This is a genomic window from Streptomyces sp. NBC_01142, assembly GCF_026341125.1.
In the GTDB taxonomy this organism is placed as follows: Bacteria; Actinomycetota; Actinomycetes; order Streptomycetales; family Streptomycetaceae; genus Streptomyces.
Window position 1 is genome coordinate 1420259 of the sequence record NZ_JAPEOR010000002.1, and the last position, 14321, is coordinate 1434579.

The 14321-nt window shown below is 69.1% G+C and carries 8 protein-coding genes and 3 pseudogenes; 6 read left to right on the plus strand and 5 right to left on the minus strand.

Features of this window, described 5'->3' with window-relative positions; all coding sequences use genetic code 11:
- Nucleotides 1-105 precede the first annotated feature (105 nt).
- Complete coding sequence (locus OG883_RS23940; protein ID WP_266544383.1) at nucleotides 106-1473, plus strand: cellulose binding domain-containing protein; 1368 nt, start codon at nucleotides 106-108, stop codon at nucleotides 1471-1473.
- Nucleotides 1474-1663: 190 nt separating this feature from the next.
- On the opposite strand, the gene OG883_RS23945 is transcribed toward OG883_RS23940, so the two are convergent.
- The gene (locus OG883_RS23945) at nucleotides 1664-2962 is read right to left on the minus strand and encodes a DUF2254 domain-containing protein (protein ID WP_266544385.1); all 1299 of its coding nucleotides are present in this window, start codon (nucleotides 2960-2962) and stop codon (nucleotides 1664-1666) included.
- 281 nt (nucleotides 2963-3243) lie between these two features.
- Between OG883_RS23945 and OG883_RS46835 the strand changes: the two are divergent.
- Nucleotides 3244-3363: pseudogene (locus OG883_RS46835) on the plus strand (glycoside hydrolase family 15 protein); the annotation flags it as partial.
- Nucleotides 3364-3420: 57 nt separating this feature from the next.
- Here the strand turns inward: OG883_RS46835 and OG883_RS23950 are convergent.
- Nucleotides 3421-5190 (minus strand): sodium:proton antiporter, encoded by a 1770-nt coding sequence (locus tag OG883_RS23950; RefSeq protein WP_266544388.1) that lies wholly within the window; start codon nucleotides 5188-5190, stop codon nucleotides 3421-3423.
- A gap of 557 nt (nucleotides 5191-5747) precedes the next feature.
- On the opposite strand from OG883_RS23950, the gene OG883_RS23955 reads away from it, so the two are divergent.
- Together OG883_RS23955 and OG883_RS23960 are read left to right on the plus strand one after the other, a co-directional pair.
- Nucleotides 5748-6185 carry a hypothetical protein gene (locus OG883_RS23955; protein WP_266544391.1) on the plus strand — a complete coding sequence of 146 codons (438 nt, stop codon included), beginning with the start codon at nucleotides 5748-5750 and terminating at the stop codon, nucleotides 6183-6185.
- Nucleotides 6186-6347: 162 nt separating this feature from the next.
- Nucleotides 6348-7075 (plus strand): annotated as a pseudogene (locus tag OG883_RS23960) (helix-turn-helix transcriptional regulator); the annotation flags it as partial.
- 437 nt (nucleotides 7076-7512) lie between these two features.
- On the opposite strand, the gene OG883_RS23965 reads toward OG883_RS23960, so the two are convergent.
- The gene (locus OG883_RS23965; protein ID WP_266544394.1) at nucleotides 7513-9774 is read right to left on the minus strand and encodes a Dyp-type peroxidase; all 2262 of its coding nucleotides are present in this window, start codon (nucleotides 9772-9774) and stop codon (nucleotides 7513-7515) included.
- Nucleotides 9775-10117: 343 nt separating this feature from the next.
- Between OG883_RS23965 and OG883_RS23970 the strand changes: the two genes are divergently transcribed.
- Nucleotides 10118-12100, plus strand: coding sequence for a galactose oxidase early set domain-containing protein (locus OG883_RS23970; RefSeq protein WP_266544397.1), 1983 nt, complete (start codon nucleotides 10118-10120; stop codon nucleotides 12098-12100).
- A gap of 309 nt (nucleotides 12101-12409) precedes the next feature.
- On the opposite strand, the gene OG883_RS23975 is transcribed toward OG883_RS23970, so the two are convergent.
- Nucleotides 12410-13378, minus strand: coding sequence for a recombinase family protein (locus OG883_RS23975; protein WP_266544399.1), 969 nt, complete (start codon nucleotides 13376-13378; stop codon nucleotides 12410-12412).
- On the opposite strand from OG883_RS23975, the pseudogene OG883_RS23980 reads away from it, so the two are divergent.
- Nucleotides 13304-13474: pseudogene (locus OG883_RS23980) on the plus strand (IS30 family transposase); the annotation flags it as partial. The gene OG883_RS23975 and the pseudogene OG883_RS23980 sit on opposite strands and share 75 nt — an antisense overlap.
- Before the next feature lie 37 nt (nucleotides 13475-13511).
- On the opposite strand, the gene OG883_RS23985 reads toward OG883_RS23980, so the two are convergent.
- Nucleotides 13512-14171, minus strand: a complete 660-nt coding sequence (locus OG883_RS23985; RefSeq protein WP_266544402.1) for a TetR/AcrR family transcriptional regulator — start codon at nucleotides 14169-14171, stop codon at nucleotides 13512-13514.
- Between the last annotated feature and the right edge of the window lie 150 nt (nucleotides 14172-14321).

Consider the following 14321-nt stretch of genomic DNA (forward strand, 5'->3'; position numbering starts at 1 on the left):
ACCCGGTGCCGCCCGCCCCTGCGTCTCGCTGAGGGAGTTTCCGTGAGCCGTTCCCGCCGCAAATCTCCTCGTCGCGCGGGGACCGTGCTCAAATTACTGCTTCTCGTGGCCGTACTTGGCGCCGGCGGCGCCGCGCTCTATACCCTGTTGCATTCCGCCGATCCCGAGCCCACTGACCTGACGGTCCGCTATCGGACCGACGTTCCGGCCACAGCCACCGTGGCCAAGCCGTGGCTGGAAGTGATCAATACTTCCAAGAAAGACGTGGCTTTGAGCGATGTGACTCTGCGCTACTACTTCACCGTGGAAGACTCCTCCGAGTACGGCTCCAATTGCGTCCAGACCCATGTCGGCTGCTCGAACATCACCGTGAAGATCGGCACAGTGGCCGGGCCGACCCAGGCCGACAGCCGTTACGTCCAGATCGGCTTCACACCAGGAGCAGGCAGCCTGGCGCCCGGTGAAACCAGCCAGGGGATCGGGCTTCAGCTCTATCGCCTCGACCACAAGAAGCTGGACCAGGCGAACGACCGCTCGTACAACGCCGAGAAGACCCACTACGCGCCGTCGAAGCTGGTGACCGCGTACCTCCGTGGCGGGCTCGTCTGGGGGGAGGAGCAGAGCGGTGGCGCCCCCGCGCCGGGGAAGGACTCGCCCACTCCGGTATCGGCGGCGGCCGCGCCACCGGCTGGGGTCATGTTCGACAACTTCCACTACAGCGGCCCCGACGACCCCGCGCTCGCCTCCAACGGCTGGCAGGCCCGCACCGGCGAGGGCGGCCCGGGGATCCGCGACACCTGGTCGGCCGCAGGCATCAGCTTCCCGTCCGAGCCAACGGCCCAGGGGGGCCAGGCGCTGCAGCTGCGGGTCAACACCGACGGGACCAGGAAGGCCACCCGGCAGGCCGAGCTGCACACCACCAGACCCGACTTCTTCACGGGGACCGTTGCCGCCCGGGTCCACTTCAGCGACAAGCCCACGAGTGGCCGCGACGGCGACCACATCAATGAGTCCTTTTTCGCGATCTCACCCGTGGACACGTCGCCGAACTACAGCGAACTCGACTACGAGTACATGCCGAACGGAGGGTGGGGTTCGCCGGGTCCCCAACTCGACACCACGAGCTGGCGCAACAGCCAGAAGGGGGACAGGGTCACCCGCGGCCTGAAGAAGTCCCTCAAGGGCTGGCACACCGTGATGATCACCGCTCAGAACGGGAAGGTCACCTACTCCCTGGACGGCCGCAAGGTGTTCAGCAACGACAGCAGGTACTTCCCGCGCGAGCGCATGGGCATCCACTTCAGCGCGTGGCTCATCGACCTGCCCTTTGCGGGTCCGCGCACCTGGGACATGAAGGTCAACTGGACCTACTACCAAGCTGGTCGGGCCGTGTCGCCGGCGGATGTCCAGAAGGCCGTGGACGGCTTCTACTCCACCGGCACCAACTACATCAACACCCTGCCCAAGTCCTGACGCGGTCTGCCCTCGCCGGCGCCGTGGCGCCGGGTCGATGGGCCCCGGGGCCGGCTAGCTCGTCACCCGACCGGGTGCTCCGATGCCCGGGAGGAAGCTCGTGTCGACCGCGTGGAGTGTGTCGAGTTCGTGGGCCTGCGAGTCGCCCGCACGGCCCGTTCCGGTCCGCGCGGGCCCGACCCGCGGGCGTTCATCCCGGAGGTGCGGCTTCCGGGCGTCGCCCGCCGCCGATGCCCTGCGGGTCGGCCGTGCATGCCACGACGTGGCGGCGGGGGTCGGTGAACTCGCGTTCCACCGCCGCGTCGAGGAACTCGAGCTCCACGCGGACCGCCGGCAGATGCTCGGCGGACAGGGTCTCGAGCAGGCCGTCCAGCAGCGCGCGCAGCCGTCTGCAGATCTGGAGGGATGTTGCCCCGTACTCACGAATCTCGGTGACACCGACCTGGAGGTAGTCCTCCCACCCGCGACCCGGCACCACGAGGCGCGGCCGGCCGTGGTCGTCGGCCAGCACGTAGTGACTGCGGAGTGCGGTACGACCGACCCTGTACAGGAAAGCCTCGATGTGGTTGAGCACCTGAACGGCGGTCGTGGGGTCGTTCACGGCGGGCGAGAGCGCACGGATGGCGATGTCGACGAGGATGCGCAGGGCGAAGGCGGGATCCTGTTCGATGGTCCGCTCCACGCCGAGGGCGACGTGTCCGGTCACCCGGCGCGGATCGAGCGCCGACGTGCCGCCATGGACCTCGACGAGGGTCGCGCCGGGCGCCACGAAGTCGCCGACCGGGTGGACCATCACGAAGACGCAGTCGTGGCGGGTGGCGGCGGCCAACAGCCCGGCCGCGTCGATGGCCTGGAGCACTCCACCACGCTCGGATCGCATGTGCCTCACCGGACCGGGCGGCGGCAAGGGGTCGCCGCCGCGCACCGCGGAGCGTGCCCGAATCTCCGCGGCTCCGTGGGCGAGCACCTTCGCGCCCATGCCTCCCACCAGGTCCGCGATGGCCACCGGCCGGAGGTTGTGGGTGAAACGGTTGAGGTAGACCAGCAGGAGCAGCAGGCTGACGGCGACGGCCACGCCGGCCAGGGTCACCCCCAGGTCGGGTACGGTGTCCGACTCGATGCTCCGCAGCAGGGTGTAGGCGAACGCGAACGTTCCGGTGAATGTGGCGAGCACGGCCTTCTGCAGGCGGTCGCGGTACCACAGGCGCATGTAGCGCGGGGACAGTGTGCCCGTGGCCTGTTGGACGACGAGAACGCCGATGGTCACGACGAAGCCCAGCAGCGCGACCATCGAGCCGACGACAGAGCTGAGCACAGTGCTTGCCGTCGTCGCGGAGTACTGCCAGTGGTACGGCAGCCAGTCCGCTCGGTCCAGAGCAGCGGAACACTCGGCCAGTACCACCCCGAGTACGAATCCGAACAGCGGGATGATCCACAGGCTCGCCTTGGCGTACTGCCGCAGCCGGAAGGCGAGGGCCCACGAGATCATCGCTCGTACCCGGGGATCGAGCCCTCTGCGGGCGGCGGCTCAAGGCTCGACACCACGGGCACCCTCCGGATTCGGCTGTTCGTCTCCACGGTCCTGCAAGCACACGGTAAGGCCGCAGCCCGGACGGTGCAGAGGCAGAACCGCAGGCCGAGGTGCCGGCGAACCCGCTCGGGAGGCTCTTCGGAAGTTCCGTGCCCTGGCTGATCGGGTGGCACCTGAAGGGGCTCCCCATGGCCGAATGCCCCTCGGGTCTCCCACAGCCCTTCCCCGGGCCGGTCCCCATGCTGACGTACGCGAACCATCCGGGCCTGCACTCGGAGGAAATCGACCTGCCAGGGCGCCAGTTGGGAAACTTCCCGCAGGCATTCACTCACCTGGCGCACATCGATGCGGCGATCACGCCGGCCGCCGCTGGCCGCCACGCTGAACCGCACGAGGAAACGCGGCACGTAATCCGTTCAGGCGGTGGACGACGCCGGGCCGAGAAGTACGACGGTGTCGTCCTCCTGCGGGGTGGCGGACTGCGTCTGGGTGACCGGGACCAGCCGGCCGTCGGCGCGGACGACGAACAGCTTTTCGTGGTCCGGCGGGATCGGCTGGGATGCGGGCTGCACCAGAAAACGGTCCCCCCGTTCGTAGCGCGCTGCCAGGACGTGCCGGACCAGTGAAGCGCCGAAGAGGATCTCGCCGCCCGTGTAGGGGGCGACGACGCCATGGCTTTCGTGCGGGGGACCGACCCGGTAGACGGGGCCTTCCACGTTGTCCTGCGCCACGACCGATGCGAGCGCGTTGAAGTCGTCGTCGTCGGTCAGCAGGAGGACGGCCGTGACGCCCTCCAGCCGTGCCCGGGGGTTGGTGGCCGTGGCCAGCATGTCTCCTTTGGCCAGTTCGATCCCGGCGTCCTTGATCCGTTCCCGTTCCTCGTCGAGTCCCGCCCACATGAGCACGTCGAGCCCGGCCGACCGCAGTGCCCTTCCCAGGTCGATCACCCACGGATGACCGCCCACCAGCAGCGGCCGGGTGCCCGACGGCTTGACCACTCCCAGGCGTCGGGCCACGGGCGCGGCGGTCAGCGCGTAGAGCAGGACCGTTCCCACGATCACCAGGAACGTGACCGGAAGGATCCTGCCGGCGCCGGGAATCCCCTTCTCGACGAGGGCAGCGGCGAAGGCCGACGCAGTCGAGGCGGCGACGATGCCGCGCGGTGCCATCCATCCGGTGAAGGCCCGCTCCCCGAAGGTGAGGCCCGTCTTCCGGGTGGCGGCGAAGGCCACCAGCGGCCGTACCACGAGGACGAGGATCGCCATGAGAACCAGGGCAGGCAGGAGCACGGGCACCAGCGACTCCGGAGTGACGGTGGACGAGATGGAGACGAACAGCAATCCGATGATCAGTTGGACCAGCGTTCCGAAGAAGGGGCGGCGGGCCGGCATGTCGAAGCCCCGGATGTTGGTGACCGCCAGTCCCGTGACGATCGCGGCGATGAGCCCTGTGTCGTCGCGGACGATGTCGCACACCGCCGACACGGCGATCACTGTGGTCAGTTGTGCCAGCGTGCCGAGTGTCTCGCCGAGCCGGAGGGTGCGCAGCGTCAGCCAGAGCAGCGCGGTGCCCACCGCCCCGCCCACGAGACCGACGCCCATGCTGATCAGGAACTGGCCGAATTGATATCCCCTGCCGATGTCGATGCGGTGCGTCGTGGCGATGGCGTGGAAGACAAGTGCCCCGAGAATGCCGCCGATCGGGTCGGTCAGCGTCCCTTCCCAGATCAGGATGCGCCGCACCTTGTCCGTGGGCCGTACGAAGTCGAGCAGCGGACCCACGACGGTGGGACCGGACACCACGAGGATTACGCCCACCATCGACGCCACCCTGAGCGGCATGCTGAACAACGCCGGGCCGACCGCCGAGACGACAAGGAAGGTCAGGATCACGCCGAACACCAGCAGCCTGCCCACGATGGCCCGGGTGCGGCCGGTGAGGTTGCGCAGGTCCAGCCCCAGGCCGGCGTCGTACAGAATCACTGCCACCGACAGTGACACCAGGGCGGAGAAGTCCGGCCCCACCAGCCTCGCGGGGTGGATGATGTCGGTCAGGGCGCCTGCGGTGAAGCCGACCGGCAGCAGGAGAATCAGGGCAGGGACTCTCAGCTTGTTCGCCAGGATCTGCGATCCAGTGGCGAGCACCAGCGTCGACGCGATGCCGAGGAGGATCTCGTCGTCCGTCACGGCTGCTTCTCTCCTCGATCACCGGGCACCAGGTGGGAGTCAACCGGCTTCGGCGGAGCACCGTGCGCTTCCTGCGCAGGACACCGGGATGGGCCACTCGGTCGGCCCACGCCTGCGCACCGGCGTCCCGGCTGACGGTCCGTGCCTGATCCAGGTCCGCCGCCGGGATCAGACATCGTCGCCCGCATCGCCACTTCGCAGGTCGGTGTCGGCGTCGGTGAATTCCTCCAGCTCGCCTCTCCCGGACCGCGCCGGTGTGGGTGCCTCCGGGTTGCTTCTCCGCGTGGAAGCCTGCTGCGCACCCCGCTCCCCCTGCGCCCCGGCGGGTGCTTCACATCAGCCGCACAGGCGGCGCTCACCGCTGCGGGACCGCCCGAGACAGCTGTTGGTGAGGCGGTTCACCCTCGGAGGAGACGCCTCCGCAGCGTGCACCCCGTCAACTGTGCCGAGTGTGCCGAGCACCATGACGCATGAGGTGCACCGTGGGGGAATCCGCACCTCACCTCAGCGGCTCATCACCTGTTGCGCCGCCTCCGGCGGCCAGGTTTGGTGGGTCCATGCAGTCAGAACCAGCCAATTCGGACGCCCGCGCAGTACCGCCGCTCGAGCAGTCGCACTGGGTGGCGTTCGCCGGGATCCTTCTCCTGCTGAGCGGCCTGTTCGACATCATCAACGGCTTCGTCGCCCTGCTGGACCACGGCTACTACGAGACGACCGCCGATCATGGAAACCGGCTGCTCATCTTCAACTATGCCGCCTGGGGCTGGGTGTGGATCATCGTCGGCATCGCCCAGGTCCTGGCCGGCGTGGGTGTGTTCGTCGGGTCGAGAGCCGCGCGGATCACCGGCATCGTGCTGGCAGCCGCCTGCATGGTGGGCCAGTTGATCTTCCTCTCCGCCTTCCCTCTGTGGTCGCTGGTCACCATGGCCCTGTCCGTGCTCGTCATCTACGGACTGGTCGCCGAGCCGCGCCATGTTCCGGGTGCGCGGGTCTGACCAACTGAGGAAACGCCTGCAGGGCTACAGATGCGTCTCGTTGACCAGCCCGCGAAGCCATCCGCCGTTCCATGGCCGCCCGAACTCGCTGACCGCCCGACCGAAGCCACTCGTCCGGCGGGCCGCGGCCCCTTCGTACCGTTCCGTGCATGTGGTGCAGGCGGGATGGCCGATCCCGCCGCCGACCTGGGGCTCGCCACGGAGGTGACGGCAGCCAGGCTGAAGTTGCTGGCCGCGTTGCCGGCGGAACTGCGGGAGGAGGCGGCGCGTACGCGGCGGTGTTCCACCTGGACGCTCCGGCCTGGTACCGGGAGCCCGAACAGACGCCGCATCTACCCCTGTTCGTCGACGCCGTGCTCACCCGGCGTGCGGTGGAGGTGCGCTACCGCCGTTGGCGCGCGCCGCAAGAGGTGCATCGCCGCCTTCGCCCCTACGGCCTGGTACTCAAGTCCGGTGTCTGGTATCTCGCGGCCGCTACGGTGAGCCGGATCGCGACCTACCGGGTCGGCCAAGTCCTCGACGCGGTGCTGAGCGACGAGCGGTTCGACCGACCGCAGGACTTCGACCTGGGCGCGTACTGGACCTCCCACCTCGACGATTTCCGGACGCGCCGCTACATCGGCACAGCCACCATCCGCTTGTCCCCACGGGGACGCCGACGCCTGCCCGACAACCTTCCCCCGGAGCTGGTGCGGGAAGTCGACTCCACCGCGACCGCCATCGGCGACGACGGATGGGTCGAAGCGGTCATCCCGACCGAGAGCACCGAGCACGCGTGCGGTGAACTGCTGCGACTCGGCACCGACGTCGAGGTTGTCGCGCCGGCGGAACTGCGCCGAGCGATGGCCGACACGGTAGGCGTACTGGCCAGGACCTACGGATATGCCTGACACACCAGGACCCCTACCCGGCGGCCATGGCGGCCGGGCTCTCCGGCTGAGGACGAAGTACCACTCACCACGACGCCGGCGATCGACCTGGGGTGCACGCGCAGCGAAGGCGAGCGGCTCACTCATCGACCGTGCCTGATCGGGGCGAGTCACCAGCCCATGTCCCTGGCGACTTCCTCCTGAGCGACGGCAATCTCCTCGGCGGTTGAGCCGGTCAGGTTCACCCCGCCGCTGCCGGCAACGACCTCGAGATCCTGCGAGTGAGAACCTCAACGACCAGTGCCCGGAGGACCAGCGGGAGTACTTCTCACTCGTTCACTTCACCCTGGCCCGTTGCGCAGGACCAATCCCCGCCAGGAGGCCCACCGTCCCCGCCCGCGAGCCCGAGCCGAACTCGCTGACCGCGATGGGCCACCTCTCGAGCGTCCGAGGCACGGTCAACCTGTCAGGGACGTCCACATGGTCAGGGGCCGGTCGTCGACCGTGATCTGGTCCTCGTGGCCACTGCCGTCGCGGATCACGATGATCCGGTACTCGTCCTGGTGGAACACCCAGAACAGACTCATGCCGTTGATCCGCTGCATGTCCGGTACCGCGAGGAATTCGTCGACCTGGGTGATCCCGTTCAGTGATCGCCACAGGTCGAGCCCGCGGTCGCCGCGCTCGAGGGCGTCCTGGTGCATCCTGCCGTCGGCGACCGACACGAGCCGGTAGACCTGACGGCCCATGAGGGTGTGGAAGACCCAGTAGTGGCTCTTACCGTTCACCCGCTGCATGTCGGGCACCGGCAGGAAGGCGTCCACCCTTTCGACGCCGCTGAACGAGACCCAGGCGGAGAGCGAACGATCCGGGATGTCGATCCCGGCCGCCTGCTCGGGAGGGAGTCCGGACTCGGCGCCGTCGGCGATCCAGATCCGCCGGTAGACCTGGCGGCCCTCGACGGTGTGGAACAGCCAGAACCGGCTGCGGCCGTTGATCCGCTGCTCGTCCGGGACGGGCAGGATCGCGTCGACCTTCGTCACCCCGGCGTAGCACGGCCAGGCGGTCAGCGGTCGATCGGGGCGTTCCCGGACGTCCGTGTGCTCGTCGCCGTCGGCGATGGAGATGGTCCGGCAGACGGCGCCGTCGCTGCCCGCCCCGTACGCCCAGTACCAGCTCTTGCCCTGGTCCCGCTGCATGCCGGGGACGGGCAGGAAGGCGTCGGTCGGCCGGACGACGGCGGGCGGCTTGTCGGTGAGTCGGCCGTCACCGAGCAGCCGCAGCAGGGTCAGCGAGGGGACGAAGGCGTAGACGGACCCCTCGGTGACGACGAACTGGCTGAGGATCAGCTGAGTGGTCTTGCCGGGGGTCTCGTAGCTGAGCTTGCCGGCTGCGCCGACCATTCCGTCGGGGCCGGGCTTGTTGGTCCGGTTGGGCGGAAAGTCCGGGCTGTCGATCCACGCCTTCTGGATGAACTCGAACTGCTGCACGAGGTCCGACTGGTAGCAGACGAAGAGCAGGCCGCGCTTCTCGTCGGGCCCGCCGGGCCCCTCCGAGGCAGGGTCGAAGGGTGCGCCGTACGGGGCGCCGCGGCGGATGATCCGGCGGCGGTCCATGAACGGATTCTCGTCGAGCGGCCGATCGCCGGGCTTCTCCTGCAGGCCGTCCCGGGGGTTGGTGTTGCGCAGGTGCGAGAAGAGCGGGGTGATGAAGCCCTCGGGGTCGTTGCGGTAGCCGAAGTCATTGTCGTCGCCGGCCAGGGCGTTGGAGGGCCTGTCGGCATGGGGGCACGTGGCGACGGGGGTGCCGGACCGCCACCGGCCGACGAGGCGGGCGGCCAGCCACTCCGAGGTGGCCTCAGGCGGCACCACCTTGGCCTCCTTGAGCACCTTCAGCTGGGCGGCGGCCTGGAACCAGAAGCCCGGGACGTCCTGGCCGAGCCGGCGCACCACCTGGAAGCTGCCGTTGTCGGCCCAGTCGGGCGTCTCGTGCGGCACGCCGCCGACACGGTCGTGCCCGACGACGAACTCGCCGGGCGGGATCAGCCGGGTGCCGTGATGGCCCTTGACGTACTCGGGCTTGACGGGGTCCGGCTCGTCGAAGCCGGTCACGCCGGGCTCGCTGACGCCGTCCTTGAAGCCGAAGTGCTCCTTGCCTCTCCGGCTGCCGGGCAGTGTGGCGGCGTCCTGCTGGAACACGATCACGATCTTGGCCGCGGCGGCGGCCTCGCGCTGCTGTCTGACCGTCGCCTGGAGGTCCTGGACGGTGTCGGAGGCGACGGTGAGGACGGCGTGGACGACCTGGCCCTTGCCGTTGCCGAAGAGCCAGATCTCCGGCGAGCTGTCGCCGGTGTCCCCGAGTGCCCGCTTGTCCGAGCCCTGCTTGAAGGCCTCCAGGCCGCTGCCGGGCTTGACGGAGGGCAGCGGGTCCTTTCCGGTCAGCTCCCGCAGGCCCGCGCAGGTGAAACTGACGTTGATCCAGGTGGCCTTCAGCGTCTTCGGGTCGTCGCCGGCCGAGGCCTTCCTGGCCTTGCTGAAGGCGGTGTTGAAGGTCGCCACCTGCCTCGTCGTGGAGATCTGCGGTTCCAGGGTCTTGACCCAGGTACGCGCCCGCGCCGGGTCCTCGAACTTGAGGAACAGCAGGGTCATCTGGTCCTTCTTGAAGCCGGCGATCACATCGCCCTGGATGTCGTCGCTGTCACGCAGCTTGAGGTCGTCCATGCTCACTCCAGAAGATCGACAGCTCTTACGCCGTTATTGCGCAGAGTAGTCAGCAACGTACGCGGCACTCATGTGGGCTTCCGGTGGCCGACCGGCCGATGAAGCTGTCCGTCACCCGTTTGTTGTCCGCAAACGTGCTGGTCGGTGGGCACACGAGGTGCGGTGGGGCGCTTTCGCGGCTCGCGGTCACCCGCCTGCATGACTCGGGGTGACAGCCGAGCAACCCGCCGGAAAGCTGAAGCGTGTCACTTTGCGTGAACGGGTGGCAGTCCTGGCTCAGCCCGTCCCCGACGCGTCCCCTGGTCGGGGCTGGTGCGCCTTCATCCCTCCGGTAAGGAGTCCCATGTCCCGCAGTAATCCGCCCCTGCCCGCCCGCCGACGGCTCGCCGCGGCGATCTCGGTATGCGCCGCCACCGCGATGGCCGCATCCATGGCCCTGGTGTCGGCCGGCCCCGTACTCGCCCACACCGGTCACGGAGACGAGGGCGATGCGTTTCCCTACGGCCCGGCCTCCCGGGCGGCGACCGCACCGGTCACCGTCGACCCGGCGGAGGCGGCGACGCTCGGCAAGGAGCACGCCGAGGAGCACGCCCGTACCCGGGCGGCCATGGCCGGCGTCGGCGAGTACCCGCAGACCACCCGTACGGAGCGGCTCAAGGCGCTGACCGCCTCCCAGGAGAAGGCCAACGCGTCCTTCGACGCCGCCGAGTTCGGCCGGTTCCGGGAGTACTTCCAGTCCCCGGACTTCGCGGCCCACATCGCGCTGCTACCGACCGGCAAGGTCCTGCTGTTCTCCTTCGAGCGGATCGAGAGCAACCCGCAGAAGGAGCCCGCCCCCACCGACACCATCGGCAAGGAGAACGCCGGTCGCGCCTGGATCTGGGACCCCACCAAGGGGACCGGGCCCGCCGCGTTCACCGAGAAGAAGCCTCCGGTCATCAACATGCCCGACGGCAAGAACGAGCCCCGCCCGGCCCCGTTCTTCTGCGCCGGCCACTCCTACCTGCCCAACGGCATGCTCGGCGTCTTCGGCGGTAACCTCGGCGGCAACGGAGGCTCCGGCGCCAAGCTGTCCTTGGTCTTCGACCCCTGGGCGGAGGAGTGGTACCTGAACAAGGACATGTCCGTCGGCCGGTGGTACCCGAGCGTGGTCACCGGCGCCGACGGACGTCAGGTGATCATGTCCGGTCAGTCGGAGCTCGGCTGGGGTACCCCCACCCCGGTCGTCGAGCGCTTCCCCGCCGCGACCCAACAGGTGCCGTTCGACAAGTCGGTCAAGCCGATCGGCTGGGGAGTGGACAAGCTCAAGACCGAAGCCCCGTTCAAGTGGGACTATCCGCAGCTGTTCTCGCTGCGTGACGGGAAGATCTACGGTCTCGGCCGCTCCGTGGACCAGCAATGGCTCTTCGACACCGTCGCCGACTCCAAGACCGACCTGCCGAACCGCCCGGACATCAACAAGGACAAGCCCGGCCCGGACGGCGGGGAGTGGAGGCGCAACTACGGCTCCGCGGTCCCCCTGCCGGCCGGCTTCAGAGGTCCCGACTCGGTCCTGGTCCTCGGCGGCGACCGCAATGACCCGAACACCTACCGTCTGGCCGGCGGCAAGTGGAACACCGAGAAGCCCCGCGCCTTCGGGCGGACCCAGGACGACACCCTGCTCCTGCCGAACGGCAACCTGCTCACCGTCAACGGTGCCTTCGACATCCGCGACTACGGCAACGGACCGTACAACCCCAACGCCGATCTGAAGTACCGCCAGATCGAACTGCGCGACGAGAACGGCGACTGGAAACTCGGCCCCGTCCAGCGGCTGCCGCGCGGCTACCACTCCAACGGCGTGGTCCTCCCGGACGGCCGCGTCATGATCACGGGCGACGAACTCCAGCAGCTCGCCAACGACCCCGACGTCACCGACAACAACAACGGCAGCATCGAGATCTACGAGCCGGCCTACCTCCACCAGGACAGCCGCCCGTCGCTCGGCCTGGTCTTCAACCCCAGCGTCGGCTACAACGAGAAGATCACGGTCAGCACCAGCACGCCCAGCGACGTCACCCGCGCCGTACTACTGGCCCCGACCACCGCCACCCACTCGATCAACACCAGCCAGCGTCACCTCGAACTGCGCATCAAGAGCCGCAGCGGCAACTTCCTGGAGCTCCAAGCCCCGCCGACCGCCGCCGCGGCCCCGCCCGGCTACTACATGCTCTTCCTCCTCAACGAGGAGGGCGCACCGAGCAAGGCCGGCTGGGTCCAGCTCAAGCCCCCGGCGGCGGCCGCCGCCACGGGTGCCACCGCCGCCGACGTGAAGGCCGGCGACTGACACCCGCTGCTCTCTCCGGGACGAGCCCCCAGCCTGGTCACGGGCACGGCTGGCGGCCCGCACAGCACCGGTGTCGGGTACGGGCGGGTCTGACCTGCCCGGTGATCTCGTCGAGCTGAGAGTGGCTTGATCGAGTCGAGGGGTCCACCTCCCCGGTGGAGAAGGCGTGGCTGGGCGCAGCACGCCCTGGGCCACGGGCTTCGGGATCAGTCCCGTCGTGTGGTGTGAGGCAGGGAGAAGAAGGGCAGTCGCGCCTGGTCGGGAGAGGCGCTCGGGGATCAATCGAACCGTGGTTGGCGCTGAGATTGATCATGCCCCGGTAGCGGCCGCGGCCTCCAGGGTGTCGATACGGTTCGCGTATTCGCGGCGGGCCTTGCGCTGGGCCGGGACGACCGTGACGCCCTGGGCGCCGTCGAGGGGTTGGCAGCGGGCCAGGAGCGCGCGGTGCACGGAGGGGACGGCGCTGACGCGCAGGGTGTAGCCCTGGCCACGCCGTACGGTCGCGCCCTGGTCGAGCGCGGCCTGCTCAGCGGGCTCCGGTTCGGCGACGCGGAGGAAGTCGGCGACCTTGCCCGGCATGTCGAGGGCGACCGGCAGCTCCGGGGCCGGGACGTCCTCGGGGGCGGCCGTGTACTCGGGCAGGAGGTCGGCGACGGCCGTACGCACGGCGCCGCGGCTGACGCCGTGCTCGCGGGCCAGGGCAGCGATGGACTGGCCGTCCAGGTACGCGGTGCGCACGGTGTCGGTGTTCCCGCTCGCGATGGCCGGGCGGCGGCCGCCCTTGTTGCCCTTGGCCTCGGCGGCACGCAGCCCGTCGTAGGTCAGCTCGCGCTGGAGGTCGCGCTGGAGTTCGCCGGCGGCTGCGAGGGTCTGCACCATGAACTTCACGGTGGACAGCAGCTCTCCGGTGCGCGGGTGGCGGGCGGTGAGGTCCATCGCGGAGAACGCGCCGTCGTGGATACGCAGGGCGAGACGGTCACGGTGCAGGACGTCGAGCACGTCGAGGATGTGCCCGATGCCGCGTACGAGGCGGAACATCTCGGAGATGTGCACGGTGTCGCCCGGCCGCGCGTAGGTGAGCAGCTCGCGGAATTTCGGCCGCTGGAGGGGGTGGAGGCGGCTGGAGGTCCCGGGCTCCTCCTCGAAGACGACCGGGTCCTCGATGCCGGCCTCGTCCAGGACGAGGTTCTGCCGGGCGGTCGACTGCTTCGGCAGTACCTTGCCAAGGGCGCGGACCTCCGCACGTTCAGCCAGGCCGACCTGGACGCCATCGCCCACGAGCTCAACCATCGTCCGCGCAAGACCCATGGGTACCGCACTCCGGCAGAGGTCTACGCTGACCTCTTGAACAGCGGTGATGCGCTGACCGCTTGAGCTCGCCATCGTTTGCCGACACTCCCGAGCCGGTCGGCTAGCTCGGGCGGATTGCGGCCTCGATGTGGGCGAGTTGGGCGGCGAGGACCTCTTCGAACGCGGCGTGGCGGTCTGCCCCGAGGGGGCGGACGTCGCGGGCGAAGTGGGCCAGGGCGGGGAAGCGTTCGGGGTCGGCGCCGAGTACCGCGACGCGGAACAGCTCCATGCCCTGTTCGTACTCTTCCTGGGTGATGGTGCTGACTCCGGCCTCGGAGGCGATCAACGAGGCGATGAGGACCGCGAGCCGGTGGTAGCGCACCGGAATCTCCTCGTCGGGCAGCCCCGACGCGCGCAGCGCCTGCAGCACCTCTTCCATGACCAGCCGGGAACCGGCGCCGCCTGACGCATAGCGTCCCCAGACCGCGGCGAGCTGGGGCTGCTGCCCGAACGCCTCTCTCACGCGCAGGGCCAGCGCGGTGATGCGCTGCTTCCAGTCGCCCTCGGCGCGGTAGCCGTCCATGGACGCCAGGAGGATCCGATCGGCGACTGCGCGCAGCAGTTCTGTCTTGCTGCGGAAGTGCCGGTAGAGGCTGGAGGAATCGGTCCCGAGGGTCGCGGCGAGCTTGCGCACGCTGAACGACTCCGCGTCGCTCGTGCGCAGCAACTCCGCTGCCGCATCCAGGATTTCCTCGGTCGACCAACGCCTTCGACCTGCCATTTCGCCCCTCTCGTCGAACTCAGTCTAACCTATGCACTTGGTGTTGCACGCAGTGCGTGCATAATGAGGACATGAGCGTGCCGAGCGACCCGGCAGCAGGCGGGCCGACGTGCCGGCGTGCCCTGTCACCCGGGTCGGGCGACCGACGTG